Source organism: Alpinimonas psychrophila (genome assembly GCF_014137865.1).
Lineage (GTDB): Bacteria > Actinomycetota > Actinomycetes > Actinomycetales > Microbacteriaceae > Alpinimonas > Alpinimonas psychrophila.
In genome coordinates, this window is sequence record NZ_JACGWU010000005.1 from 114,426 (window position 1) to 140,667 (window position 26,242).

Here is a 26,242-nt window from a genome sequence, read left to right on the forward strand (position 1 = left end):
CCGCATTTCTAGCGGAGGGCGTGGGATTCGAACCCACGAAACATTTCTGTTCACTGGTTTTCAAGACCAGCTCCATCGGCCGCTCGGACAGCCCTCCCGTTATCTTTCCGCACCAAAAAGATGCTTCAGACGACCGCTCGATTCTACCCGACGACAGCTCTTAGGATTTCAGAGCATCCTGCATGAAACCTGAAAGGCCCTAAGAGATGAGGGCTAGGGCGTGCGCGAGACCATCTTCAAGCACGGATCCACAGGTTTCCGTTGAGACAGCAACGACCTCTTCGGGAGCCTCTCCCATGGCAATCGCACGCCCTAAGCTGGCCGCCCACTCCAGCATTTCAATGTCATTGCGGCCGTCGCCCGCCGCGACGATGCGTGCTCGCGAAATATTGAGGTGCTCACGAACGCGCTCCAAGGCCGTTGCCTTGTTCACGCCATCGGGCGAAATATCCAACCACGCTGTCCAGCCGATGGAATAGCTCACGCGTTGGAGACCCATGCGCTCGACGACCGCGAGAAAGTCTTCGGTCTCGTGATCGGGCGAAACCACGACGACCCTGGTGGCATTGCGGTGCAGCAGTTCTTCGAAGGCGACCTTGTGGGTCGCATCCGTCATATCGACACCCGGAAAAGGTTCCGTGTAGTAATAGTCACCCTTGTCATCTTCAACGGCGTAACGGCCATCGGGCAGATGGGGCTGGATGGTGCGCAGAACGTTCTCGGGGTTGAACGTCTCCACATACTCAACGCGGTAGCCGCGAGAGGCCATCGCATCTTTGCGCAACGTGACCGCGCCATTGGAGCACACAACCCACTCGGGAGTGAGGCCGAGCTGGTTGAGAACCGGCAAAGTATCGCGCGAGGAACGCCCAGTGGCCAGCATGACCTCGTGGCCAAGATTGGCAACGCGCGTCACCTGAAAGCGCACCTCGTCAGAGATATCGCCCCGCTCGGTGAGCAGCGTGCCGTCAATATCGAGAGCAATGAGAAGACGCTCGTCCTCGGCGATGCGCATTAGGCGGTCACCGGGGTGGTCGGCGTCATGACGTCGAGGCCACCGAGGTAGGGGCGCAAAGCTTCTGGCACGATGACCGAACCGTCGGCCTGCTGGTGTGTTTCCAGGATGGCGACGAGCCAGCGCGTAGTGGCCAGCGTTCCGTTGAGGGTCGCGACCGGCGTGGTCTTGCCGTTCTCGCCGCGATAGCGGGTGTCGAGACGACGAGCCTGATACGTGGTGCAGTTGGAGGTGCTGGTCAGCTCGCGGAAGGCATCCTGCGTGGGAACCCACGCCTCAATGTCAAACTTGCGCGCGGCACTGGAGCCCAGATCGCCGGCGGCTACGTCAATAACGCGGTACGAGAGTCCCAAGCTCTGCAGCATGCCCTCCTGCCAGGCGACGAGGCGATCGTGTTCGGCCTCGGCCTCCTCCGGTGTCGTGTACACAAACATTTCGAGCTTGTTAAATTGATGAACCCGGATGATGCCTCGGGTGTCCTTGCCCCCCGAGCCAGCCTCGCGACGGTAGCAGGTCGACCAGCCGGCGTACCGCAGGGGGCCCTGGCTCATGTCGAGAATCTCGTCGGAGTGATACCCGGCGAGCGCGACCTCACTCGTACCCGTGAGGTACAGGTCGTCGGCGGGCAGGTAGTAGATCTCGTCGGCGTGCTCCCCCAAGAAGCCCGTGCCCTCCATGATTTCGGGGCGCACGAGGGTGGGCGTAATAAGGGGAATGAATCCGACTTCGAGAGCGCGGTCGAGGGCCATGTTCATCAAGGCCAGTTCGAGGCGCGCGCCAATTCCCCGCAAGAAGTAGAATCGTGCACCCGACACCTTGGTGCCGCGCGCGATGTCGATGGCGCCGAGCATTTCGCCCAGCTCGAGGTGATCGCGGGGTTCGAAGTCGAACGTGGGGATGGTTCCGACCTCGCGCAGCGTGACAAACTTCTCTTCGCCACCGGCGGGAACGCCGTCGAGAATGGGGTTGGCAATCTTGCGGATGGCGGTGTCGTACGCGGCTTCGACCTCGACGACCGCGGCGCTGGCCTCTTTCACGCGGGCCGAGAGCTGCTGCACCTCGGCCAACAAAGCCTTCTTCTCATCGCCGACGGCCTGGCCAACCCTCTTGCTAAACACGTTCTGTTCGGCGCGGAGCTCCTCGAACGTGGCGAGGGCAGCGCGGCGTGCAAGGTCGGCGTCGATGGCGTCATCTACCAAGGAGACGGCAGCACCACGGGACTCCTGCGAACGTCGAAGAACATCAGGATTTTCGCGTAAAACAACGGGATCAATCACGATCTCAAGTTTACGGCCCTCACTCGGTGGGTTGGGTCAGGCGGAACACGGAGCTCGCGTTATTGGCCGAGCAGGTTATCTAGCCACGCGCGTGCATCGGTGAAAACCTCGTCGGCATATCGAGAAGGATGCGCAATCAGCGCACGATCGGCCCGAGGGTAGGACCCCAAGAAGATTAAGCCGGGGCTGAAGCGGCGCAGCCCGAGGAGGGCATCCGCCATGCGTTCATCTCTAATGTGACCGTCGGCATCGATCACGAAGCGGTATCGGCCCATGCTGTCGCCGATGGGGCGCGACTGAATCAGGCTGAGGTTCACACCGCGCGTGGCAAACTGTTCCAGCATTTCCAGCAGGGTTCCCGCGCGATCCTCGGGCAACTCGATGATGAGGCTGGTTTTGTCGTACCCGGTGGATTCAGGCAACGCGGTGGTGCGGCTCACCAGCACGAAGCGGGTAACGGCATTGGGGTTGTCGCCGATGTTCGAGGCCAAGACCTCCACGGCGTAGTGCGTTTCGATGCCGGCCGGGGCAATGGCGGCATCGGCCGTTGACGATTCCAGCAGGCTTGCGGCGGCCGCGACATTGGAGGAGGAAGGGATGTGGCCGTGGTGCGGCAGGTTCGTATCAAGCCAGCTGTGGCACTGGCCGTAGGCCACCGGGTGCGCGTTGACAATCGTCACATCTTCCAACTTCGTTCCCGGCGTGGCCACGAGGTCGAAGCGCACGGGCACGAGATATTCGCCGATAATGCGAAGGTTCGGGATGTTGGCCAGGGCATCCTGAGTGGCCGTCACGCCACCCTCGATAGAGTTCTCGATCGCAATCATGGCGGCAACGCTGCGGCCGGAAACCACATCCGCGAAGGCTTCGCCCACGTTATTGACCGAACGCCACACGGCGCCCTCAGCCTCAGGAACCTGCTTGAGGGCAGCCTCAGTGAAGGTGCCGGCGGGGCCCAAATAGCTGTACGTTTCCATTCCACCGATGTTACCGGCAGTGCCAGACTATGACCGTGAACACTCGCGCCGGCACCAAAGCCCTCCCATCCGACCTGATCGATGTGAAGGCGCTGATTCACGCCTATTACGCCCTTGTTCCGGATGTCAGCATTCCCGAACAACGCGTCGTCTTCGGCACCTCCGGTCACCGCGGCTCCTCGCTGAACACCGCGTTCAACGAGCACCACATTCTGGCCACCACGCAGGCCATCGTGGAATACCGTGCGCTGCAGGGCATCACCGGGCCGCTGTTTATTGGCATGGACACGCATGCCCTCAGTCGCCCCGCGCAGACCACGGCCCTTGAGGTTCTCGTTGCCAATGGCGTGCGGGTGATGATGGATAGCCGTGGCGGCTTCACTCCCACGCCTTCTCTTTCGCACGCGATTCTGGCGTACAACCGGGTCGGGCATGATGCTGATGGGCACGCTCTCGGCGGAAACCCTGATCTGGCAGACGGCATCGTCGTCACCCCGAGCCACAACCCGCCCGGCGATGGCGGCTTCAAGTACAACCCGCCGCACGGTGGCCCCGCCGACAGCGACGCCACGAACTGGATCGCTGCTCGCGCCAACGAGATCATCGCCGCCGGCCTGGTTGACGTGCAGCGCACCGACCCCGAGGGGCTCGTCGAAACCTACGACTTCTTGGAGCATTACGTTGCCGACTTGGGCAACATCCTGAACATGGATGCCATTGCGGAATCCGGTGTGCGAATCGGTGCCGACCCCCTGGGTGGGGCATCCGTTGCCTATTGGGCCGAAATCAGCGAGCGCTACGGCCTGAACCTCACGGTCGTGAACCCCGAAATTGACCCCTCGTGGGCGTTCATGACGCTGGACTGGGACGAGAAAATTCGCATGGATCCCTCGAGCCCCAACGCCATGGCTTCCCTCATTACGCGGCGCAACGAGTTCGATGTGCTGACCGGGAATGATGCGGATGCCGACCGCCACGGCATCGTCACGCCCGACGCGGGGCTGATGAATCCGAACCACTTCTTGGCCGTTGCTATTGACTACCTGTTCGCCCATCGCTCCGGATGGCGCCCGGATGCCCGCATCGGCAAGACCCTCGTCTCCTCCTCCATCATCGACTTCGTCGCCGATTCTCATCACCGCGAGCTGTGGGAAGTTCCCGTGGGCTTCAAGTGGTTCGTGCCGGGACTCGTCGATGGCTCAGTGGGTTTCGGCGGCGAAGAAAGCGCCGGCGCCTCCTTCTTACGCCTTGACGGCACCGTCTGGACCACCGACAAAGATGGCATCATCTTGGCCCTGTTGGCCGCGGAGATTATTGCGGTCACGGGCAAGACGCCGTCGGTTTTGTATCGCGAGTTGACCGAGCGTTTTGGCGACCCGGTCTACGAGCGAGTGGATGCTCCGGCCAACCGCGAGCAAAAGGCGCGCCTGGGCAAACTCAGCGGTGCCGACATCGCGGCCACCGAACTCGCCGGTGACCCAATCATCGCCAAGCTCTCGCATGCGCCCGGCAATGGCGCTGCCATCGGCGGCGTGAAGGTCGTCACGGAGTTCGCGTGGTTCGCCGCCCGACCCTCTGGCACCGAAGACGTCTACAAGATCTACGCCGAGTCCTTCAAGGGGCCCGAGCACCTCGCGCTTGTGCAGGCCGAGGCTCGTGCCATCGTGGATCGCGCTCTCGCGAGCTAGGACGTTCGCGGCAAGCGCCTAAAGATACCCGGGGGCCGGATGGAGACCGAAGAACTGCTCGAGGGTGAGGGTGCCTGCGTCGCGCATGGCCTGGGCGGCCCCGACGCCGACGTAGCGAAAGTGCCACGGCTCGTAGGTGAATCCCGTGATGGTGTCTTGGCCATTGGGATAGCGCAGCACGAAACCGTAATTCGCGGCATTCGCCGCCAACCACTGGCCCGCCACCGTGGACTCGAAGCAGGCATTCAAGTAGCAGGCGCCACCATCATCAAAGTCCACAGCCAAACCGGTCTGGTGTTCGGAGTGGCCGGGGCGGGCCGAATACGTGTCGGCGGCCTCTTGGCCATCGCGCGCCACGTACCGGTTGTAAAGCGATACTTGAGTGCCATAGTCGCGGTAGGCGCTGATGATGCCAAAGTTCACACCTTGGGCAACGGCATCCGTGTACATCGCCTCGACAGCGCGGGCGGCGGCCTCGCGCAGCGGCTGCGTGAACTCGTTGGGAACACCAACGGGAATGGACAGGTCACTCGGAGCGAAGTCCACGGGGTTCAGGGGCCGGCGCTTGTTGCTGATAACCCAGAGGGAGTTGGGATCATCCAACGACAGGAGTGTGCGATCAAAAGTGGGAGTGGTTGGGGTCACCGGCGCAGATACCGGAGCGGTGGCGCTCGGAGAAGCACTCTCAGCGACGCTCGAGGTCGAAGCGGGAGTCGTCGGAGTCGCGCACCCCGCAAGGGAAAAAAGGATGGTCCCCACGATCGCCATCATCCGTGTTGTCCCACATGTGTCCACGGCATTCAGGGTAGCGCGGCTAGCATGGGCACATGGCTCAGGGTGGATGGCGCAGTTTTTCGGCAGCACGAAAGCGTCGCATCGTGATCGCCATTGTGGCTGTGTGCGTCATGGCATTCGGTGGCTGGGGCGTGTTGTTGTTTGCCGTGCAAGAAGCCAGCGGCGGTCCGAATTCGCCGAGTTCGGCATCCGGAACGCCTGTTATCACCACCCCCTCGGCAACCCCGACTCCAACCCCAACAGACACACGAGTGACGGTGTCGGCCATGGGCGACATGCTTCCGCACGACACGGTCAACGCGGCGGCACTTCAGCCCGACGGCACCTATGACTACGCGCAGTTTCTCACCGACGTGAAACCGCTCACCGCCAGTTCGGGTATCGTGTTCTGCAACCAGGAGGTCTCCTCTTCGGGGGCAGCCTTTGGCATCAGTGGGTATCCGGTCTTCAACGCCCCGGAGAAGTTCTCGGCCGACATCGCCAGCGGGGCTGGCTGTAACGCGATCAACATTGCGAATAACCACATGGCCGACAAGGGCCAGGACTCCATCAATGCCACGCGCGCCGTGTGGGATGCCCTGAATCCCCTCCTGATTAGCGGTGCCAACCGCTCCCCCGAGGAGCAGCAGACCGTGACGGTCACCACGGTGCAGGGCATCAAGTTTGCCCTTGTCTCGTTTGCCGAATACAGCAACGTTCCCGCCACGGATTACGGTCTCAATGTCTTTGGTAACGATGCCGCCCTCACCTCGGTGATGGCCACGGCCCGTGCCAACGCGGATGTCGTGCTGGTCTCCCTGCACTGGGGAACCGAATATTCCAACGGGGTCAACGACGCCCAGCGCACCGAGGCGGCCCGCATGGTCGAGCTCGGCGCCGACGTCATCATCGGCACGGGCCCGCACGTGCTCGAGCCCGTGGAGTGGATCCCCGGCCCCGACGGCAAGCAGGTGCTGGTCTGGTTCTCAATCGGCAACCTGCTTTCCACACAACTCGAGATTGCGCAGCTCATCGGCGGCATCGCCCAGTTCGACGTCGTCAAGACGCCCGCGGGAGTCATCTCGATTCAGGCGCCCTCCTTCATTCCCACCTTCATGAGCTATGAGTGGACCGCCGAACAGGCCGCTGCCGGTGACTTGCTCGCGCGGCATAACCTGCACGTGTATCCGTTGGCGAATGCTGCGGATGCCCTTTCCCGCTCTCTGTTTAACACCACGGTCGCCGACCAGCAGGCGTACGTCGCAGGCGTTCTCGGACCCCTCGTCACCATCAAGTAAAACTCAACTTGCTAGACTCCCAAGTCTCGTATATCGTGAACTCTGCCTCCTCCTCGGTTTAGGGTCTTTACCCTCCTGAGTTCCCGTGATTTTTCCTTTGCTCTCTCGCTTCGAAACAGACAAGAAGACGCATGTCAACCACGAATAAAGCTCCCGCCGCCACCTCGCCCATCATGAGCAAGCGTCAAATTCTGCTGGTCATGATCGGCCTCATGGCGGGCATGTTCCTCTCTGCTCTCGATCAGACCGTGGTCTCTACGTCGATGCGCACCATTTCCGACGACCTGCACGGAATGTCCCTGCAGGCCTGGGTCACCACCGCGTACCTGATCATGTCGACCATTTCGACTCCGCTCTACGGCAAGCTCAGCGATATCTTTGGCCGCCGCATTCTGTTCATCATTGCCATCTCGATCTTCTTGCTCGGCTCGCTGCTCGCCGGGACCGCCGGCAACATGTACGAGCTCGCGTCGTTCCGCGCCATTCAAGGCCTCGGTGCAGGTGGTCTGATGGCCCTGCCGCTCGCCATCATGGGGGACATGCTTGCTCCCCGGGAGCGTGCCAAATATCAGGGTTTCTTCCTGGCCGTCTTCGGTGTCTCGAGCGTCATTGGCCCCCTGATTGGCGGCGTCCTTTCGGGCACCCACGAGATTTTGTTTCTCTCCGGTTGGCGCTGGGTATTCCTCATTAACCTGCCGATCGGTCTCATCGCCCTCGCCATCGTGTTGCGCTTCCTGCACCTTCCCTCCACGCACCGTCGAGTGCGCATCGACTGGTGGGGCGCGACCACCGTTATCACGGCAACCGTTCCCCTCTTGATCGTTGCCGAACAGGGTCGCGAGTGGGGCTGGGATTCTCCCGCAGCCTTCTTCTGCTACGGCCTGGGGATTTTGAGTACTGTTGCCTTCATCCTGATTCAACGTGCCATGGGTGACGACGCCCTGATCCCGTTGAAGATGTTCAAATCGCAAACCTTCTCCGTGTCCACCATCCTGGGTGTCTTCGTCGGTTTTGGCATGTTCGGGGCAATGATGACAATTCCCCTGTACCTCCAACTCGTCAAGGGATCCACCCCCACCGAGAGCGGTTTCCAAATGCTCCCGATGATTCTGGGGCTCATGATTGCCTCCATTGCCAGCGGTCAGCTCATGGCCCGCACCGGAAGCTACAAATGGTTCCCGCGCGTGGGAACGGCGTTCATGGTCTTGGGGTTTTACGTTCTCACCTTCCTCACTTCCAAAAGTGACATCACGCTTGCCATGCTCGGCATGTTCCTGATGGGCCTTGGCCTCGGTCAGCTCATGCAAACCCTCACCGTCGCCAGCCAGAACTCGGTGGGCCCACGTGACATCGGGGTCGCCACAAGCTCCTCCACCTTCTTTAGGTCGATGGGTGGAACGGCCGGAACCGCGATCCTGTTCTCGGCACTGTTTGCGCGCATCCCCGAAACGTTGGCAGCAGCATTCGGAACCCCCGCCATTACCAGCGGAATTACCGCCGCCATGCAAGATCCCGCGGTCGCCGCCGACCCCAAGAACGCCCAAATTCTGGCGCTCTACGCAGACCCCACCACGATTGGAACGGCCCTGAACGGTGACACCTCGTTCCTGAATAACGCGGATCCCCGCCTTGCCGAACCTTTCTTGGTCGGCTTCGCCCAAGCCACGGTGTCGATTTACTGGATCGGGTTCTTCGTTCTCGCTGTCGCCTTCGTTCTCAGCTGCTTCTTGAAAGCCCAGCCCCTGCGCCAGAAATCAGCGATGGAAGAAGCCGCTGATGAGGATGCCGTTCTGCTCGCCGAGCGCGCCGCCGAGATGATGGGTTCCATGATCGAGCCCGGTACAGCTACCGGTCAGATTGCCTTGGCCCAAGCAGAAGAACGAGAAGCTGCGCGTAAGGATCACCGCGACAAGGCGGAAGCCAAAGCTGCGGCAAAGTTGGCCAAGGGCTCAAAACCTCAGAAGTAAAGGCTCTATCCGCGCTCGAAGATCACATCGCCCGTCGCAACAACGGCAGCAAAGCGCTTCTGCATGACGACAATGGCCTCGGGGTTTTGATCGACCAGTACGAAGCGGCGACCGAGAGCGGCGGCGACTGCTCCCGTGGTTCCGCTGCCGGCAAAAAAGTCAAGCACGGCGTCTCCCTGACGTGACGAAGCGTGCACGATTCGGCGCAAAATACCCTCGGGCTTCTGCGTCGGATACCCCGTTTTTTCACGACCAGTGGGAGAGACGATGGTGTGCCACCACACATCGGTGGGGAGCTTTCCGCGCTCGGCTTTCTCGGCCGTCACCAAGCCGGGGGCCATGTACGGTTCGCGATCCACTTCATCCGAGTTAAAGAAATATGTCACAGGATTCTTGACGTACACCAGAATCGTGTCATGCTTGGCGGGCCAACGCTTCTTTGACTTGGCGCCATAGTCATAGGCCCAAATAATCTCGTTGAGAAAACTTTCGCGGCCGAAGAGGGCATCCAACATGACCTTCGCGTAGTGTGCCTCACGATAATCCAGGTGCAGATAGAGAGTGCCGTCGTCGGTCAGCAAGCGCCAGGCCTCCCGCAGTCTGGGTTCGAGAAAACCCCAGTAGTCATCGAAACGATCGTCGTACCGCATGAGATCACTGCGGGTGCGCTCATAGGACTTGCCCTTGAAACCAGTGAGGGCTGTTGTGGAATCCGCGGCGGCCAGCACGCTCGTTGTCTTGGTGCGCGTTTGTTCTCGCCCCGTATTGAACGGCGGATCAATGTAGATGAGGGTGAACGTGGCATCCGGAAGCGTCGCCAACACAGCGAGGTTATCTCCATGGATGATGCGGCCAATAGTCACGTGCCTAGTCTGGCAGGTGCTCGGGTGCCGGGCGTAGGCTGAGGCCATGGCTATTGAGGTGATTCACGAACCCGCCGCCCACCGCTATGTCGTCCTCGTTGACGGCGCCGAGGCCGGCGAAGCGAGTTACGTCATGCGCGCGGATGAACTGATGATCACGCACACGTTTATCGACCCGAACCACCGCAACGAGGGGCTTGGTGCCGTTCTAGTGCACCGCGCCATCGATGACATCATCGCCACGAGTACGCAACGCATAACATCCGGATGCTGGTTTGTCACCGCCTGGCTGGGCGCCCACCCGGGCTACGTTGATGCAGCGCGCTCCGGCGGTATCGATGCCGAGCTCGGCAATACCTGCCGGATTGTTACCCCTGACCGTTAGGCCAAAGCGTTAGGCCAAACGCGACTTGATCCACTTCACCATGTCTGCGATGACTTCCCGGCGGTTGGTTTCGTTGAAGAGCTCGTGACGGGCATCCGGATACACGGTTACCGTGACGTCATTCTGGGCCGCCGTTTTGGTATACGCCTTGGCCAGTTTCAGCGCGCTCTTCTCACCCCCCAAGGGATCACGGCTACCCAAAATGATGAGGATGGGCACCTGATCCATGTCGTAGGCGGGCACGCCATATAGGCGCAAACCGTCAAGGAGGCCGAACAATTTGAGAACCTCGGCGTCAAACGTGAGAGGGTCGGCCTCGAACGCGGCCACAACTTTGGGGTCGCGGCTGAGCCACTCGTGGGTTGTGCCGCCTTCGAAAGCGAACTTCTTGTTCAGATCCCCCGATTCCATGGAGCCGGGCATGCGATACGCGGTGGCCGACAGAATGACTTCCGCGTAGTCACTAGCGTGCGTGTTAATGAGTTTTTGGGCAAGGAGCGAGCCCATACTGTGGCCCAGCAAGACGATTGGTACGCCAGGGTTTTCCTCACGAATGATGGTGGTCAGCTGGCTGATGTTTCCGATTGCAGCCCGAAGCCCTCCGGCACCGAGGTGACCCAGCTGGGTCGTGTCGTCGTTAAACTGCTGCATGCCTGTGCGTCCGTGCCCCCGCATGTCCGCAACGTAGACGCCGAATCCCGCGGTGTTGAGGGCCTTGGCCAGAGCCGTGTACCGGCCGGCGTGCTCACCAATGCCGTGCGCAATTTGGATGATGGCCTTGGCCGCAGCTTTCGGATAGACGTCATAAGTAATGACGACCCCGAACGGATCAGTGAATGTTGGCACGAAATGTTCCCCCTCGAGCGGTGGCTCAATAACTAGCTGGCCCGGACGCGCGTTACCGCACGCCCCCCATCAACTTAAGCACCCATCGACTGATCAGTAGCAGTGCACTACCGATAGCGATCGAAATGATTCCCAGAATAAAGAAGTAACCGATGTTTTCCACCGGATTTGTGGAGCTGTAGAACGTTGCCAACTGGCCCGACATGGCAGTTCCCAGCGAGGAGGCCAAGAACAACAGCGCCACCATTTGGGTGCGATAGACCTTGGGGGCCAACTTGGTGGAGACCGACAGCCCCACGGGGGACAGGAGAAGTTCGGCGATGGTGAAGACGAACAAAATTCCCACCAAAGCCAGCAGGGGAGCCGAGTGCGGTGCCGCCGTAGCGATCGGGAGAAAGAGCAGGAAGCCAAGTCCCACAACGATGGTCCCCAGGGAAAACTTCACGGGCGTGCTCGGCTGACGCGTTCCCCACTTGGTCCAGAGTGCAGCAAACACCCCCGACAACGCGATGATGAAAACGGGATTAATTGACTGCACCCACGAGACGGGCATCTGCCAGCCGAAAAGATTCAGATCCAACTGTTGACTGGCAAAGATTGTGACCACGGTGAACTGCTGCTGGTACAACGACCAGAACGCGGCACTGGCAATGAACAGTGGAATGAAGGCGACGACCCGCAAACGCTCGACACTCGTGATGCGTTTGCTGGCGATCATGGTGCTGAAGTACGCGATGGCTGCTCCGAGCACGACCACAATGATCACGAGGGCGAGGTTGTCGCTCGTGATGAGGCCGATACCCACGAGGGCCACAATGAGGCCAATGCCCGCGAGCGCCATGACAATAACGATCCACCGCTTGGAAGATGGCAACGGATTCGGAACCTGACTTGCCGAAGCGGGCAACCGCTTACGCCCAAACGAGTACTGAATCAGTCCGGCCGCCATACCGAATGCTGCCAAGCCAAAGCCCCAGTGGAATCCCTGCGTGGTTTGCAAGAAACCGGTGGCCAAGGGGCCCACAAAAGCGCCGAGGTTAATGCCGAGGTAGTAGAGCGAGAACCCCGCGTCGCGGCGAATATCTTCGGGGGTATAGAGCTGTCCCACGATACTGGTGGCGTTAGCTTTGACGCCGCCGGCCCCCAACGCGATCGCGATCAGACCAACGGTCAGCCCAATGTAGTCCGGCAGGATCGCCAAGGCGAGGTGGCCAAACATGACCAAAACGGCGCTGAAAAACAGCACCCGTTCGCTGCCAAAAAGGCGGTCCGCAAGCCAGGCACCGAGAATCGTGGCGAGGTAAACACCGCCGCCATAGGCGCCAACAATTCCCGCCGCGACGGCCGGCGCGATACCGAGGCCGCCCTTCGCCAGTGGGTAGAACATGTACAGCAGCAGAATTCCCTGCATGCCGTAGAAGGAGAACCGCTCCCACATTTCGACACCAAAAATGGTGACCAGAGGGCGCGGTTGTCCGAAGAACGTTTTCTCGCCCGGGCCCGGCGCTGGGGAGGCGGTGCGTGTACTCATTTGCTCATAGTGGCAGAACCGAGGCGTTCCCGGCGCAGTTCTTCGACCGCGTCCTCCACAATCGGATCGAGATGCTGGCCAATAGCCCAACCGAGCAGGGTCTCTGCCAGCAACGGATTGCGCACCAGGCACGGTCCGTGCAGGTACGTTCCAATGACCCGACCGGTAATTGCGCCCTCCGTGCCGTCGCCGTTTCCCACACCGGAAGTGACCAGGGCAAGCGGGGTAACTCCCGCACCCAAGTGGGTCGCACCCCCGTGGTTTTCATACCCCGTCAACATCTGGGTCACACTCGTCAGCCCTGCCCGAATCGGCTCCGCCGCGAGTTCTCCGACGGCGCGTTTGGGCAGCCGGTCCGTGAAAACATCCAGCAGGCCGAGGCCTGGCGCTGCGTTGCCGTCGGCATCCGGAAATTCATGGCCCAGCAGTTGATACCCGGCACAAATAGCGAGCACAGATGCCCCCTTATCAACAGCCCGCGTCAGCGCACCGCTCGCACGCAGAGCATTGGCGGCCGCCACCTGAGCAGTATCTTCGCCGCCGCCCATCACATAAATATCCGCGTCATCAGGAATCACCATGCCGGGGGATATGGTGAGGATATCGGCGGCCAGGCCATGCAGAGACGCAATGTGTGACAGGGCGGCAACGTTTCCACCGTCGCCGTAGGTCCCCAGCAAAGTCGGGTAAATCGAAACAATGCGAATGGGGCGCTCTTTCATAGGGCCAGCTCCTCGTTGCTCGGATCGCGCAGCTTTTGAAAGGCCGTATAGGTGGCGGCGCAGTCGATGACGGCCAGTTCGCGGGTGCCGGCTGGCAGAACAGCGTCGGCAGCAAAGGGATCCTCAATAACGACCGCGTCGACACCAGCATGTAAGAGTCGAACGGCAAGATCACGACGACGGTTACCCGAGGCGATGACGGTGCGCCCTTTCAGCCGCTCAAAGGGCACATCCCACAGCCAAGACGGGTCTCGTCCGTCGGCGTCATTGGAGTTGATGATGATGATCACGGGGGTCGGTGCTGGGGGCATGATGTCGAGGAGCTCGCTCCAACCGGCGGGGTTTTTTGCCAGTAATAATCTAATGCGCAGCGAACCAGCAACGACCGTGGCGAACCTCCCCGAGACCGAGGTAACGGTACTCATCAGGGTGACGGCTTTGGCGAGGTCCAGCCCCAGCTCGGCACACACGGCGAGCGCCATTGTCGCGTTCGAGGCGTTGAAGCGGCCCGGAAGTTGCAGGGATGCCAGATCGTAGCGTTGACCGTCGGGGCCCACCGCCGTTCCGGTCTTTTCCCACTCAAACTGCCAACTCGTTTTCGGGCGAGCCCGCCCACAGCCAGAGCAACTCCAGTCGGTGCCATCCCGGCTCAGCAACGTTCCACATTCGGGGCATACCGAAGAGTCGGCGGTCCATTCTTGACCAGCCGCAACCCAGATAATCTGCTGCGCTTTTTCGGCTGCGAACGCGACGATGGGGTCGTCGGCATTGGCGACGACAACCACGTCGGGGTTCTCTGCCAGCATCCGGCGCCATTTTCGGGCCAACATGGCAACCTCGCTCATTCGATCCAGCTGGTCACGGCTGAGGTTGGCCAAAAGAACGACTTTGGGGCGAGTGGCGGCAAGAACTCGGGGCAAATATGCCTCGTCCACCTCAAGAATTGCGGGAGCATCGGCTGGGCCGTTTGCTAAGGCCCAGAGAACGCCCTCCGTCATGTTGGCGCCGGTGGACTGGGTCGCCACCGGCCCGGCTTGGGATGCGGCGGTTGCCAAAAGTCGCGTGGTGGAGGTCTTTCCATTCGTTGCCGAAACTAAGGCGGCTACGCGGCCTCCCGCGAGATCGGCCAGTGCGTGGGGGGACAGGCCTAGGGTTACTTTCCCACCGACGACCATGCCCTCGCCGCGGCCCAACGTGCGTGAAGTCGCCGCCGCCAGTCGTCCGGCTGTGACCGCTAATTTAGTGCGAAGAGAGGTGTTCACGCGTTCCACTTTATAAGCTGGGGGTATGGACATCCTCGACCGACGCATAATCGATCAGCTGCGGCACAACGCTCGAGCCGCTTACGGCGACATTGGGTCTGTGGTGGGACTCTCCGCTTCCGCCGTCAAGAGACGCGTTGACCGGCTCGTCGCCTCCGGTGTCATCCGTGGTTTCACCGTCACGGTCGACCCCTCCGTCGAGGGGTTATTGACCGAGGCTTATGTCGAGATCTTCTGTCGGGGCACTGTTGCCCCCGAAGAATTGCGTCGCCTTCTGGAGTCAGTGGCCGACGTTGTGGATGCCGGAACCGTGTCGGGCAGCGCCGATGCCGTGGTTCATATGCGCAGCAGCAACATCGGGGCACTGGAGGACTCCCTCGAGGAAATTCGCAAGGCCACAAACGTTGATCACACTCGCACCTCGATCGTGATGTCACGCTTGATTTATCGCGAGTAGGCTCGCATCATGACGGATATTTACGATGTTGTCATCGTGGGCGGTGGCCATAACGGCCTAACGGCAGCAGCGTATTTGGCGAAGTCCGGACGCCGTGTTTTGCTGCTGGAGCAAAATGATCACCTCGGTGGTGCTGCCGTCTCTGCTGAGACCTTCACGGGCGTGGATGCCCGACTCTCGCGCTACTCGTACCTCGTGAGTTTGCTTCCACAGCGCATCATCGACGACCTTGGCCTCTCGATTCGGCTGGTTCGCCGACGTTACTCCTCGTACACCCCCGTTCCTGGTGCCCCCGAGAAGGGCCTACTCGTGGACAATCTTGACGCGCAAGCCACGGCTGCTTCTTTCGCCCGAGTTGGCGAAGGAGCCGATGCCGCAGCTTTCGAGGCGTTCTATGCCAAGACGACCAACCTTGCCGCCAAGTTGTGGCCCACCGTCACAGAGCCCCTCCTCACGCGCTCCGAAGCTCAGGCTTTGGTCAACGATTTTCGACTGTGGCACGAGTTCATTGAACGGCCCCTCGATGAAGTGATCGAGCGCGACTTTGCGGGTGATATCTCCCGCGGCGTTGTCCTCACGGACGGCCTCATCGGCACATTCTCTCGGGCCGCCGATGAGTCCTTGGACCAGAATCGGTGCTTTTTGTACCACGTCATCGGCGGCGGAACCGGCGACTGGGATGTCCCCGTTGGGGGAATGGGAGCCATCACAAGCGAACTCGCTCATGCTGCCCGCAGCGCCGGCGCCGAAATGCTGACGGACGCCCGCGTCACGCACGTCACTCCCGGCAGCCCCGAATCGGAGGCCGTTCTCGCCGCCCTCTCAGAAGTCACCTATACCTCCGAAGGTACCGAGCATGTCGTTCGAACGCCCTGGGTCCTGGCTAACGTGACGCCCTGGGTTCTAGCAGAACTCCTCGGTGAGACCCCTGAGCCCGCGGTTCGACCCCAAGGAGCCCAGGTGAAGGTCAATTTGCTGTTGTCTCGTCTCCCCCGACTGGCCGATTCAAGCGTCACGGCCGAACAGGCTTTCGGGGGAACTTTTCACATTAACGAGCTCTACAGCCAGCTCGATTCTGGTTACCTTCAGGCGGCCGCAGGCAGGATCCCGTCACCGTTACCGTGCGAAATCTATTGCCACTCCCTCTCGGACCCCAGTATTTTGAGCCCCGAGCTACACGCTGCCGGCGCCCAGACCCTCACGGTATTTGGCCTGCACGTTCCGCATAACCTCCTCACGCGCTCGAATAACGACGACATGCGCGCGCAGCTTCAGGCGGCGGTCCTTGCGTCCCTCAACTCTGTTCTCGCCGAACCCATCGAGGGCATCATCATGACGGATGCCAACGGTCAACCCTGCATTGAGACCAAGACCACCCTCGACCTAGAGGATGCCCTCGGCATGACCGGAGGCAACATTTTTCACGGCCTCCTTTCCTGGCCGTTCGTGGAGGATGACGCCGACTTGTCAACCGCTGCCGCTCGCTGGGGTGTGGCGACTTCCCATCCCGGCATCCTGATCTGCGGCGCCGGGGCTCAACGCGGCGGTGCTGTCAGTGGCCTCGGTGGCCACAACGCGGCCATGGCCGTCCTGGAGGGCTAAAGCACCCCCGTGCCCACCCCTCAGTCCCTCATTGCGTTCTCCATCGCCTCACTCGTCATCATTTTGATCCCTGGTCCGTCGGTACTTTTCGCTGTGGGGCGTTCTCTCGCCCTGGGGAAGATTGCCGGGGTCATCACGGTGGTGGGCAACGGTCTCGGAACATCCGTCTGGCTGATCGCCACGGTATTGGGGCTCGGCGCGCTCATCGCCCAGTCGGAGATTGCCTTCAATATCATTCGCTACGGAGGCGCCGCCTACCTGGTGTACCTCGGCATTCAAGCCTTTCGTCATCGCAACGACCACAAACTGTTCCTCGACACGGCGGCCCCGACACAATCCAAGTGGCGCACCCTGCGCGAAGGCTTCTTCGTCGGGGTCAGCAATCCCAAGACGATGGTGTTCTTCGTCGCGGTGCTGCCTGGCTTCGTCAACTACCCGGCTGGCAACATCATGTTCCAGTTGCTGATCTTGGGGCTCATCTTCGAAGTCATGGGCGTCGTCAGCGACTCCTTGTACGCCATCGGTGCCGGACTCGCCCGCGACTGGTTCGCCTCCAACCCGAGACGCCTCGGCGTCGTCAGTGGGACCGGGGGAATCCTCATCGTGGGTCTCGGTCTTTTCGTCGCAATCTTCTAGTCCAGCAGCAGCGCGGGCTCTTCCACGATGGCGGCAACATCGGCCAAGAAGCGGCTAGCCACATCGCCGTCGACAACCCGGTGGTCGAAGCTCGCGCCCAACGTCGTGACGTAGCGAACACGAACTTCGCCGTCCACGACCCACGGCCGCTGCTTGATCGTACCGAGGGCCAAAATGCCGACCTCGCCCGGGTTCAAGATGGGCGTGCCGGTATCCATGCCGAAGACACCGATGTTGGTAATCGTGATGGTGCCGTTCAGCATGTCGGCCTGCGATGTTTTGCCGTCTCGGGCATTCAGCGTGAGCTGCTCGAGGGCCTGCGCCAACTCGATCAAGCTCATCTCCTGCGATTCTTTCACGTTGGGCACAATCAACCCACGCGGGGTGGCCGCGGCTACGCCGAGGTTGACGTAGTGGTGAATGATGATCTCTTTGTCGGTCCACGTGGAGTTGACCGACGGGTTACGGCGCACCGCCCAGATGATGGCCTTGGCCAAAATCAGCAGTGGTGAGACCTTGATGCCCGCGAAATCGGGGGAGGCTTTGAGGCGTTTGACGAACTCCATCGTGCGCGTGGCATCCACATCGACAAACACGCTCACATGCGGAGCCGAGAACGCGCTGTGCACCATCGCCTTGGCAATGGCCTTACGCACTCCCTTGACCGGGATGCGCTCCTCGCGCTCCTGGGACCAAGCGGGAGTCTGAATGTTGCGGAACACGCTGGCCTGTGAGGCCTGACGAATCACGTCGTCTCGGGTTACCTCGCCTGAGGCTCCCGTGGCCTGAACCTGGCTGAGGTCGACATCGAGATCCTTTGCCAGCTTGCGGATGGGAGGTTTGGCAAAAACGGGACCGCCGACAGCACTGGCGGACTGAGGGCGTCTCGCCGGCTGAGCCTTTGGGCTAGCAGGGGCTGCGACGGCCGTAGCCATCGACTCATCGGATCCGTGGGTCCCCTCGGACTCCTCGAAGCTCGGACCCTCGTCGGCCGTTGGGGCAGCGGGAGCAGCAGCAGCCGAAGGCGCCCCGCCCCGACGACGACGCGTGGGGGCATGGCCGCCGACGCCGTAACCGACCAGAACACTTCCCGAACCCTCGTCGGCACCGGCATCCTGAGATCCATCGACATCACTGTCACTAGTGAAATAAACCTCGTTCGCCATGGCTGCCTGCGCCATCGTGGCGGTGGGTGAACTCAACTGGGCGTGGCCAACCGTGGAAATAATGATGATCGGCATTCCGACCTCAGCAGTGACACCCTCCTCAACGAGGAGTTCGGTCACCTGACCCGCAAAGGGGCTCGGCAGTTCCACCAGCGACTTTGCCGTCTCAATCTCGACCAGAATCTGGTTGATCTCAACGGTGTCACCGACTTTGACTTTCCATGCGACGATTTCCGCCTCGGTCAAGCCTTCGCCCACATCGGGCAAATAGAACTTCGATGTCGTCATGGCCGGCTCTCCTAGTAACTCAGTACGCGGTCGACGGCGTCCAGAACGCGGTCGGCATCGGGCAGGTAGATGGCTTCAAGTTTTGCGGGGGGGAACGGTGTATCAAATCCTGTCACGCGAAGCACGGGGGCTTCAAGCGAATAGAACATCTTCTCCGTAATTGTTGCAGCCAGCTCGGAGGCGAGACTGACGTTACCCGGAGCTTCCTGCGCAATGACAACGCGGCCCGTCTTGGCGGCGGACTCGAGAATCGGTCCGTAGTCGATGGGCGAAAGCGTGCGGAGGTCGATGACCTCGAGGCTCGTTCCTTCGGCGGCCGCGGCATCCGCTGCCTGCAGCAAGACGCTCACCATGGCACCGTGACCGATGACGGTCACATCCGTTCCGGCGCGCACCACGCGGCTGGCGTGCAACGGGATGTTGGCGGCCGAGGTGTCCACGTCACCCTTGGGCCAGTACCGGCTCATGGGTTCGAAGAAGATCACGGGGTCGTTCGACGCGATCGCTTCCTGCATCATCCAGTACGCATCATGCGGATTGCTGGGGCTGACAACGCGCAAACCAGCGGTGTGCAAGAAGTACGCCTCATTGCTCTCCTGGTGGTGCTCGACGGCTCCGATGTGGCCACCGTAAGGAATGCGGATAACGACGGGGAACTGCATGTCCCCTTCGTGGCGATTCGTCAGTTTCGCCAGCTGGCTGGTGATCTGGTTGAAGGCCGGGTACACGAATCCGTTGAATTGAATCTCGCACACGGGGCGATACCCGCGCATGGCCAGACCAATGGCGGTTCCCACGATGCCCGACTCGGCCAGCGGCGTGTCAAACACGCGCTTCTTGCCGAACTCGGCCTGCAGTCCTTCGGTCACCCGAAAGACGCCACCGAGGGTTCCAATGTCTTCTCCCATGAGAAGCACCTTGGGGTCTTCGGCGAGCGCGCGGCGCATACCGGCGTTCAGGGCCTTGCCGAGGGGCATGTTTTCGATGCTCACGCGTGGCCTCCCTGCTCGTCAAACGAGGCTTCGTAGTTGGCGAGCCAGGCGCTCTGCTCACTCATGAGCGGATGCGGCTCGGAATACACATTGTCAAACATGGACGCGGGCTCGGGGTTTTCTAGGGCGATGGTGCGCTTACGGATGTCGGCGGCAAAGTCGGCCGCCTCTTCATGCACTCCCGTGAAGAACGCTTCCTCGGTGCCCTTGCCCCGCAAGAACGCCTCAAGGCGCGTGATGGGGTCGCGCGCAATCCAGGACTCGAGTTCGGCATCCGTTCGATATTTTGTGGGGTCATCACTGGAGGTGTGAGCCCCCACTCGGTACGTGTGCGCCTCGATCAGGCTGGGGCCCTTGCCGTTGCGGGCGTCATCCAGCTGCTTGGCGGTGACCGCGTAACTGGCGAAAACGTCGTTTCCGTCGACCTGCACTCCGGGAACGCCGAAGCCGAGGCCGCGCTGATAGAGCGGAACGCGCGACTGAACACTCACGGGAACCGAAATGGCCCAGTGGTTGTTTTGCACGAAGAAGACCTGTGGGGTCTGAAAGCTTGCGGAGAAGACCAGTGCCTCACTGACGTCGCCCTGGCTAGTTGCGCCGTCGCCAAAGTAGACCATGACTGCCTGATCGGTATCGGGGTTTCCGGTGTCGGTCAGACCATCGAAGTTGATGCCCATGGCGTAGCCCGTGGCATGCAAAGCCTGCGCCCCAATGACGAGCGTGTAGAGATGAAAGTTGCCGAAAGCGGGATCTTTAGGGTTCCAGCCACCGTGCGTGAGACCGCGCAATACCCGGATGATGTTGATGACGTCGATTCCGCGCACCATGCCCACGGCGTGCTCGCGATACGCCGGAAAAATGTGGTCTTGAGGTTTTGCCGCGTGAGCGGAACCAATCTGGGCACCCTCTTGCCCGTGGCTCGGAACCCACAGGCCCAACTGACCCTGACGCTGCAGGTTGGTGGCCTCGGTATCGAAGCGGCGCACGACCGACATGTCGCGGTAAAACTTGCGGTAGTCAGCGTCGGTCAGGCGCTCGAAATAAGGAAGAAACTCTTCCGCTGCGGCGCTGGGCACGAAGGTGCCGTCGGGCGCAAGCAGCTGGACCATTGGGTCTACGGTGTCGTCTAGCATCGTCTAAACCTATCCGGTAGAGAGGCCCTGGCGCTGGTAGGTGTTCTACAATCTCCGGAAAAAACCGTAGGAGTATCTCGACTAGTGATTTTTGCCCCACAACGAGTGCTTAGATAGGCATGTGAAATCACTTCTTTTGTCTACGGTCATTAACGCCATTGCCCTCTGGCTCACGACGGTCATGGTCACCGGCGTGCACATCATTCCCGCAAACCAACAGAGCCTGGGCTACGTTTTCACGCTGGCGTTCGTCGCGCTGGTTTTTGGCCTCGTCAATGGCACCATCGGTCGCGTTCTGCGATTTCTCGCGTTCCCTATTTATGTGTTGACGCTGGGCTTGATGGCTCTCGTGGTGAATGCGCTTCTCCTCATGTTCGTGGGCTGGCTGACCCAAGTTCTCGGTTTCGGATACGGTCTCCAGGTTGATACCTTCGGCGCCGGGTTCTGGGGTGCCATCGTGCTCTCCATCGTGAGCTGGTTGCTCGGTCTGCTACTGCGTCCGGCTCGGGGACTATAACTCCGACCAAGGGGCTTTACCTCCGGTCAAGGATCTCTCTCCCTAACGCGCCTGGCGCTCCGCTCGCCAGAGGCTGACCTCGGCCGCCCCTTGCGCGTGAGCTGCGAGGCGGGCCCGCAGTGAGATCAGTTGTGGATCTGGGCTGTCATCCATAACTCTTCCGGTTTCGACATAACGCGAGAGGTTGTGCCCCGGCAGAGCGTCGCTCGCACTCGGCGTCATTCCTGTGAGCGCGCTCCGCCTAACTGTTATTGTCGTTCCGGATGCTGTTGCCCCCGATATCGCGGATCCCTTCCCCAGACGAGCCGCTCCTCCCAGAAGACCGCCAGCGAGGGGAAGGCCGCCGAGCGTGGGCACGAGATCTTCATTGTGCTCGATCGCCGTCACGGTGACGCCTGCGGGAATTTCTATCTGGTGGATTGGTGCCCCCACCGTCACAACATCACCCACGCGAAATTCCTCTGACTGTGCAATTCGCGCGGCGAGGAGACCGCCTTGGGAGTGGCCGACCAACGTGACAAGGTCATCACTGGCAATTCCCGCTTCCCGCATCGCGAGCACTGCGGCACGGTAGCTCCCGGCATCCAGGGCGGCGAGCGCTGCGAGATTGCTCGTCATGTCCCAGGGCTCATCGGTGGCCCTCAGCGCCGTATCGATCGTTCCTCCCACGTAAACGATGAAGGTCGCATTCTCGCCCGGCGCCCCGTCATACCGCTCAATCCGCACCTGGGCCATCTCGGGGGATGCGCGGGGGATGCGGCCCACCAGATCTTCGATCCCGTGCGGGGCCTCGGCCGCTGCCGTACTCACCCGGGACACGGTCACGGGCGTCTCGGCTCGGACCCAAGGCCCGGCACCGACGTCACTACCGGCAGCGGCACCCGCACCGAAGCCGGCACCTGCCAGCAGCAAAATGCCCGCCGCTAGGGTGGAGGGTCCGGATAGCCCGAGGCCCTGCTCACCAATTGCCGCCATGACGGGCCTCGGGATCCCCAGAATACCCGCGCCGAAATCGTCGATTCCCGACACGACGTAGCCTGCGCCGGTCACAAAAACGGGTGACGACAGCAACTCCCCTGGCCGCTTTCCGGTGAGTGTCCACGTGGCCATCACCGCGGCCACTCCGCCGATGACAGCTGGAATGGCGGCGGGTGCCATCAGGGCGAAGAGTCGACCCAACCCCCAGAACATAGTCGAGCTCGTTTCCGGCGTTACGGCTGCCAGAAACGACTCCCGCCACGCGTAGGCCTCGGAGGTCGACTGCAATCCGTTGCCCACGCCCTGTAAGTCGCGGGATATTTGAGCTACCTGCACCGCAATTGCGTGTGCAGGCGCATGCCATTCCTGGGGCAACAACTGTGCTGCCCCCTGCAAAGAAAGGGACCGCGCGTGACACCGTCCTGATAGCTGTTGCACTCTCGTCGCCAGGTCATCGAGGTCAATCGTTGACGCCGTGATGAAGGAGCCGGACACCGTTGAGTTCGTCACAACCCGGCGGCGATAGCTCCGCGCCACTGCGTCTGTTCGAATTCAAGCTGTGACACTAGCGCCTCGGTTTTCTCCACAGCGCGACTCAACTCCTCTCCAACGCGGCCGAGTCGTTGACGGTACGCCTCTTGCGAGGGCGCAAACCACGAGGTCGGTTCGACCTCCATGGTCTTCAGCGATGACAGAAGGTGGGCGAGCTCGTCCCGCTCACTCACCACGCGCCGGATCAACCATTCCTCTGGGGGCCGGATCAACCATTCCTCTGGGGGCAGGGAGACTGATCCGGGGAGCGCACGTGGGAGCATCCGTCTAGGTTGTCGTCATTGCCGTGCCTCGAACACAACGCCTGGCAAAACGTGGGCGACACTCTCGCCGGTCGGGGGTGTGGAGGAGCAGTGCCAAGGTTTGGGAGAATAGAGACATGACGCTTCCGGTTCAGGTCCTTAGTCCGCTCGATGGCCGCTATCACGCCACCGTTTCTGACCTCGGGGAGTACCTCTCCGAAGCTGGACTCAACCGTGCGCGTGTGCAGGTTGAAGTCGAATGGCTGATCTACCTCACCGGTCACTCCATGTTTGGCGCCACCCCCCTCTCGGCAGATCACGTTGCGTCCCTTCGGGCGTTGGTTATCAACTTTGGTCAGGCGGAAATCGATGAGTTGGCTGGCCTTGAAGCCACCACGCGCCACGACGTCAAGGCTGTGGAATACCTCGTGCGCCACAAGCTCACTGAGCTGGGCCTCGATAACATTGCGGAGCTCACCCACTTCGCGTGCACCAGCGAAGACATCAATAACCTCTCCTACGCGCTCATCGTTCGGGATGCTGTTGCCAACGTGTGGATGCCCGCCTACCGCGACGTCATCGCCAAGCTGCGCGAGCTCGCCCTGACCCACCGTGGCGAGGCCATGCTCGCCCGCACGCACGGCCAGCCCGCCACCCCCACGACCATGGGCAAGGAAATCGCGGTCTTCGTCTTCCGACTGGAGCGCATCGCTGCTCAGATTGAAGCGAACGAGTACCTGGGTAAGTTCAGCGGGGCCACCGGCACTTTCGCGGCCCACCTCGCCGCTGACCCCTCTGCCGATTGGGCGAACATCTCCGAGGAGTTCGTTTCCGGGCTAGGGCTCACGTGGAACCCGCTCACGACTCAGATTGAATCGCATGACTGGCAGGCCGAGCTGTACAACAAGGTCTCTCACGCGAACCGGGTGCTGCATAACCTCGCGACCGACATCTGGACCTACATCTCGATGGGCTACTTCCGCCAGATTCCCCAGGTCGGAGCCACCGGTTCCTCGACGATGCCGCACAAGATCAACCCCATCCGCTTTGAGAACGCCGAAGCAAACCTCGAACTCTCCAGCGCCGTGCTCGATTCGCTCGCCGCCACCCTGGTGACCAGCCGCCTGCAACGCGATCTCACCGACTCCACCACGCAGCGCAACATCGGTGTCGGGTTTGGCCACTCCCTCTTGGCTCTGGATAACATTCGCCGGGGCTTGAACGAGATTGATCTGGATTCCCTTGCCCTCGCCGCCGACCTTGACGCCAACTGGGAGATTCTCGGCGAGGCCATCCAGACCGTCATCCGTGCCGAGGTCAGCGCGGGGCGCTCCACCATCAGCGACCCCTACGCGCTGCTCAAGGAACTCACGCGCGGCAAGCGCATCAACCGCGATGACCTCGTGGCCTTCGTTGCGAAACTTGAGATTGGTGATGAGGCCAAGCAGCGCCTCCTCAAACTCACGCCCGCAGGGTATGCCGGAATGGCCTCGGAGCTGGTTCGCTACCTGAACTAAGTGTGCAGGCTTTCTCTAGGCCGCCGGAAAGCTTTAGTGCGGTGAGCTGGAGCCCTCTTCGGGGGCGACGGCACCGTCTTGCACGGGCTGGTTCTGCTCTTCGATATCGAGCAGTTCTGCCTTGTTGGGCTTCGCTCCAAGAACAAGCATGGCAATGACAACGAGACTTACGATAAACGAGACGCCAAAGCTGATGGCCGAAAGCACCAGTTCACGCGTAGACATGAGAACAATGAGGCCGCCAAACAGACCAAAAATGAGAGAGATGATGACGAGCTCAAGGGGCTTCATGCGGTCGCGGCGGGCTGGCGTTCTCATGACGGGGTCTCTCGTTCTTCCGTGGTCGGGGTTGTGCGGTGGATTGCGCTGGGATTCTTCAGGGCGAAGGGCGGATCGTCACTGCGAAGTGACAGCCCCGCAATAACCAAGTAGACACCCAGAATGGCCCCATAGGCACCAAAGAGGCCGACTGCATAGACGTCATTGACAGGAAAGAGCGAAACGGCGATCGCCAATATTGCCGTGAACGCGCCGATGGTTATCCACTCGCGGGCGATAGCGCGATCACTGGCGCGATAACCGGCGTAGAGCTCGAGTGCTGCCGTCAAGGCGGCCCAGATGCTCAACACCAGGAGAAGAGCGGAGAGTCCCCCGCTGAGGGTGAAAAGGGCGATGATTCCTGACGTCCAGGTAACGACGGCCTGGACACCGAAAAAGATTCGCTGAGAGCCGGTGAGGGGAACCCGGGCCACGGTCACGAACGCGATAACGGAGGTAACGATGGCGTAGCCAGCGAAAACACTCAACCCGATGACGGGCGAATGATTACGGGAGAACGTGATGACGCCCGCCGCCAGGAGTGCGGGAACCGCGCGCCACAAGAAGCTCGTCCCCAAGCGGGACTGAAAAGTGGAAATGCGAGCCACGGCATTCTTTCACGTGAAGTCAAACGGTAGTGTGAACGGACGTCTCCAATTGTACGCCGTTGCCCCGTTACAAAAGAGTGAGCGGTGGCTAATCGTGACCGGAAAAGACCGGAAGATTGGGCTAAATCTTAGGCATGTCCGCGAAGCGAGAGAAGTGACCGTGGAATCCCACGGTGATCGTGGCCGTGGGTCCGTTGCGGTGCTTGGCAACGATGAAGTCCGCCTCGCCCGCTCGAGGGTTGTCCTTCTCGTACGCACTCTCACGGTGAAGCAGGATGACCATGTCGGCGTCTTGCTCCAGCGAGCCAGACTCGCGGAGGTCGCTGATCGCTGGTTTCTTATCTGCGCGCTGTTCCGGTCCACGGTTGAGCTGCGAGAGCGCGATAACCGGTACCTGCAGTTCTTTGGCCATGAGTTTGAGGGCGCGCGAGAACTCACTGACTTCTTGCTGACGACTTTCGACGCGCTTACCGCTGGTCATCAACTGCAGGTAGTCAATGACGACCATCTTGAGGCCAACGCGCTGCTTGAGACGACGACATTTGGCGCGAATCTCCACCAGAGTCATGTTAGGGCTGTCATCAATGTAAAGCGGTGCATCATTGATGCGACCGCGGGTAGCGGCAATCGT

At 61.1% G+C, this 26,242-nt stretch carries 26 protein-coding genes and 1 tRNA gene; 9 read left to right on the top strand and 18 right to left on the bottom strand.

From position 1 onward, the window contains the following. Positions 1-12 precede the first annotated feature (12 nt). The 4 genes from FB555_RS08250 to pheA form a co-directional block, all read right to left on the bottom strand. Positions 13-97 (bottom strand) — tRNA-Ser (locus FB555_RS08250). A 102-nt stretch (positions 98-199) separates the two neighbouring features. Then, complete coding sequence (locus tag FB555_RS08255; RefSeq protein WP_182484996.1) at positions 200-1,015, bottom strand: HAD family hydrolase; 816 nt, start codon at positions 1,013-1,015, stop codon at positions 200-202. Next, positions 1,015-2,292 (bottom strand): serine--tRNA ligase, encoded by a 1,278-nt coding sequence (gene serS, locus FB555_RS08260; protein ID WP_182484997.1) that lies wholly within the window; start codon positions 2,290-2,292, stop codon positions 1,015-1,017. The genes FB555_RS08255 and serS overlap by 1 nt, the downstream gene beginning before the upstream one ends. Positions 2,293-2,351: 59 nt before the next feature. Continuing rightward, positions 2,352-3,269, bottom strand: coding sequence for a prephenate dehydratase (pheA, locus tag FB555_RS08265; protein WP_182484998.1), 918 nt, complete (start codon positions 3,267-3,269; stop codon positions 2,352-2,354). Positions 3,270-3,304: 35 nt separating this feature from the next. Between pheA and pgm the strand changes: the two genes are divergently transcribed. Further along, complete coding sequence (gene pgm, locus FB555_RS08270) at positions 3,305-4,957, top strand: phosphoglucomutase (alpha-D-glucose-1,6-bisphosphate-dependent) (protein WP_182484999.1); 1,653 nt, start codon at positions 3,305-3,307, stop codon at positions 4,955-4,957. 18 nt (positions 4,958-4,975) lie between these two features. Here the strand turns inward: pgm and FB555_RS08275 are convergent, their stop codons facing one another. Next, positions 4,976-5,725, bottom strand: coding sequence for a M15 family metallopeptidase (locus FB555_RS08275; RefSeq protein WP_246323682.1), 750 nt, complete (start codon positions 5,723-5,725; stop codon positions 4,976-4,978). Between the two features lie 59 nt (positions 5,726-5,784). On the opposite strand from FB555_RS08275, the gene FB555_RS08280 reads away from it, so the two are divergent. Both FB555_RS08280 and FB555_RS08285 read left to right on the top strand, forming a co-directional pair. Next, positions 5,785-7,029, top strand: a complete 1,245-nt coding sequence (locus FB555_RS08280) for a CapA family protein (protein ID WP_182485001.1) — start codon at positions 5,785-5,787, stop codon at positions 7,027-7,029. A gap of 131 nt (positions 7,030-7,160) precedes the next feature. Continuing rightward, positions 7,161-8,996, top strand: a complete 1,836-nt coding sequence (locus tag FB555_RS08285; protein WP_246323667.1) for an MDR family MFS transporter — start codon at positions 7,161-7,163, stop codon at positions 8,994-8,996. Between the two features lie 5 nt (positions 8,997-9,001). On the opposite strand, the gene FB555_RS08290 is transcribed toward FB555_RS08285, so the two are convergent. Next, entirely contained in the window at positions 9,002-9,859 is an 858-nt protein-coding gene (locus FB555_RS08290) for a DNA-methyltransferase (protein ID WP_343046436.1), read from the bottom strand. A 46-nt stretch (positions 9,860-9,905) separates the two neighbouring features. On the opposite strand from FB555_RS08290, the gene FB555_RS08295 reads away from it, so the two are divergent. Next, positions 9,906-10,244, top strand: coding sequence for a GNAT family N-acetyltransferase (locus FB555_RS08295; protein ID WP_182485003.1), 339 nt, complete (start codon positions 9,906-9,908; stop codon positions 10,242-10,244). A 9-nt stretch (positions 10,245-10,253) separates the two neighbouring features. On the opposite strand, the gene FB555_RS08300 is transcribed toward FB555_RS08295, so the two are convergent. Genes FB555_RS08300 through FB555_RS08315 form a run of 4 tightly spaced genes read right to left on the bottom strand, consistent with a single transcriptional unit; the run spans position 10,254 to position 14,605 of the window. Next, on the bottom strand, positions 10,254-11,090 hold the full coding sequence (locus FB555_RS08300; RefSeq protein ID WP_182485004.1) for an alpha/beta fold hydrolase: 837 nt from the start codon (positions 11,088-11,090) through the stop codon (positions 10,254-10,256). Between the two features lie 52 nt (positions 11,091-11,142). Continuing rightward, positions 11,143-12,621, bottom strand: a complete 1,479-nt coding sequence (locus tag FB555_RS08305) for a peptide MFS transporter (protein ID WP_182485005.1) — start codon at positions 12,619-12,621, stop codon at positions 11,143-11,145. Continuing rightward, complete coding sequence (locus FB555_RS08310) at positions 12,618-13,343, bottom strand: type 1 glutamine amidotransferase (protein ID WP_182485006.1); 726 nt, start codon at positions 13,341-13,343, stop codon at positions 12,618-12,620. The genes FB555_RS08305 and FB555_RS08310 overlap by 4 nt, the downstream gene beginning before the upstream one ends. After that, a complete protein-coding gene (locus FB555_RS08315; protein WP_220475912.1) occupies positions 13,340-14,605 on the bottom strand; it encodes a MurT ligase domain-containing protein in 1,266 nt (421 codons plus the stop codon). The genes FB555_RS08310 and FB555_RS08315 overlap by 4 nt, the downstream gene beginning before the upstream one ends. A 25-nt stretch (positions 14,606-14,630) precedes the next feature. On the opposite strand from FB555_RS08315, the gene FB555_RS08320 reads away from it, so the two are divergent. The 3 genes from FB555_RS08320 to FB555_RS08330 are packed head-to-tail and all read left to right on the top strand — an operon-like array spanning position 14,631 to position 17,300. Beyond that, positions 14,631-15,062, top strand: a complete 432-nt coding sequence (locus FB555_RS08320; protein ID WP_182485008.1) for an Lrp/AsnC family transcriptional regulator — start codon at positions 14,631-14,633, stop codon at positions 15,060-15,062. Between the two features lie 9 nt (positions 15,063-15,071). Then, complete coding sequence (locus FB555_RS08325; RefSeq protein ID WP_182485009.1) at positions 15,072-16,664, top strand: phytoene desaturase family protein; 1,593 nt, start codon at positions 15,072-15,074, stop codon at positions 16,662-16,664. Positions 16,665-16,673: 9 nt separating this feature from the next. Beyond that, positions 16,674-17,300 (top strand): LysE family transporter, encoded by a 627-nt coding sequence (locus FB555_RS08330; RefSeq protein ID WP_182485010.1) that lies wholly within the window; start codon positions 16,674-16,676, stop codon positions 17,298-17,300. Here FB555_RS08330 and FB555_RS08335 read toward each other — a convergent pair. Genes FB555_RS08335 through FB555_RS08345 form a run of 3 tightly spaced genes read right to left on the bottom strand, consistent with a single transcriptional unit; the run spans position 17,297 to position 20,879 of the window. Next, the gene (locus tag FB555_RS08335; RefSeq protein WP_182485011.1) at positions 17,297-18,754 is read right to left on the bottom strand and encodes a dihydrolipoamide acetyltransferase family protein; all 1,458 of its coding nucleotides are present in this window, start codon (positions 18,752-18,754) and stop codon (positions 17,297-17,299) included. The two genes, FB555_RS08330 and FB555_RS08335, sit on opposite strands and share 4 nt — an antisense overlap. Positions 18,755-18,765: 11 nt before the next feature. Continuing rightward, positions 18,766-19,731 (bottom strand): alpha-ketoacid dehydrogenase subunit beta, encoded by a 966-nt coding sequence (locus FB555_RS08340; protein ID WP_182485031.1) that lies wholly within the window; start codon positions 19,729-19,731, stop codon positions 18,766-18,768. Positions 19,732-19,742: 11 nt separating this feature from the next. After that, complete coding sequence (locus FB555_RS08345; protein ID WP_182485012.1) at positions 19,743-20,879, bottom strand: thiamine pyrophosphate-dependent dehydrogenase E1 component subunit alpha; 1,137 nt, start codon at positions 20,877-20,879, stop codon at positions 19,743-19,745. A 121-nt stretch (positions 20,880-21,000) separates the two neighbouring features. Between FB555_RS08345 and FB555_RS08350 the strand changes: the two genes are divergently transcribed. Continuing rightward, the gene (locus FB555_RS08350) at positions 21,001-21,396 is read left to right on the top strand and encodes a phage holin family protein (protein ID WP_343046437.1); all 396 of its coding nucleotides are present in this window, start codon (positions 21,001-21,003) and stop codon (positions 21,394-21,396) included. 42 nt (positions 21,397-21,438) lie between these two features. On the opposite strand, the gene FB555_RS11120 is transcribed toward FB555_RS08350, so the two are convergent. Together FB555_RS11120 and FB555_RS08360 are read right to left on the bottom strand one after the other, a co-directional pair. Continuing rightward, on the bottom strand, positions 21,439-22,884 hold the full coding sequence (locus FB555_RS11120; RefSeq protein ID WP_182485013.1) for an alpha/beta hydrolase: 1,446 nt from the start codon (positions 22,882-22,884) through the stop codon (positions 21,439-21,441). Then, positions 22,881-23,189 carry a hypothetical protein gene (locus FB555_RS08360; protein ID WP_182485014.1) on the bottom strand — a complete coding sequence of 103 codons (309 nt, stop codon included), beginning with the start codon at positions 23,187-23,189 and terminating at the stop codon, positions 22,881-22,883. Before FB555_RS08360 ends, FB555_RS11120 begins: the two co-directional genes overlap by 4 nt. 116 nt (positions 23,190-23,305) lie before the next feature. Here FB555_RS08360 and purB point away from each other — a divergent pair, with 116 nt between their 5' ends. Continuing rightward, positions 23,306-24,685 carry an adenylosuccinate lyase gene (purB, locus tag FB555_RS08365; protein WP_182485015.1) on the top strand — a complete coding sequence of 460 codons (1,380 nt, stop codon included), beginning with the start codon at positions 23,306-23,308 and terminating at the stop codon, positions 24,683-24,685. Between the two features lie 33 nt (positions 24,686-24,718). Here purB and FB555_RS08370 read toward each other — a convergent pair whose 3' ends face one another. The 3 genes from FB555_RS08370 to FB555_RS08380 all read right to left on the bottom strand — a co-directional run. After that, a complete protein-coding gene (locus tag FB555_RS08370) occupies positions 24,719-25,003 on the bottom strand; it encodes a hypothetical protein (protein WP_182485016.1) in 285 nt (94 codons plus the stop codon). Next, entirely contained in the window at positions 25,000-25,611 is a 612-nt protein-coding gene (locus tag FB555_RS08375) for a hypothetical protein (protein WP_182485017.1), read from the bottom strand. Before FB555_RS08375 ends, FB555_RS08370 begins: the two co-directional genes overlap by 4 nt. Positions 25,612-25,732: 121 nt before the next feature. Next, a partial coding sequence (locus FB555_RS08380) for a DnaB-like helicase C-terminal domain-containing protein (RefSeq protein ID WP_281362578.1) occupies positions 25,733-26,242 on the bottom strand: 510 nt, incomplete at its 5' end.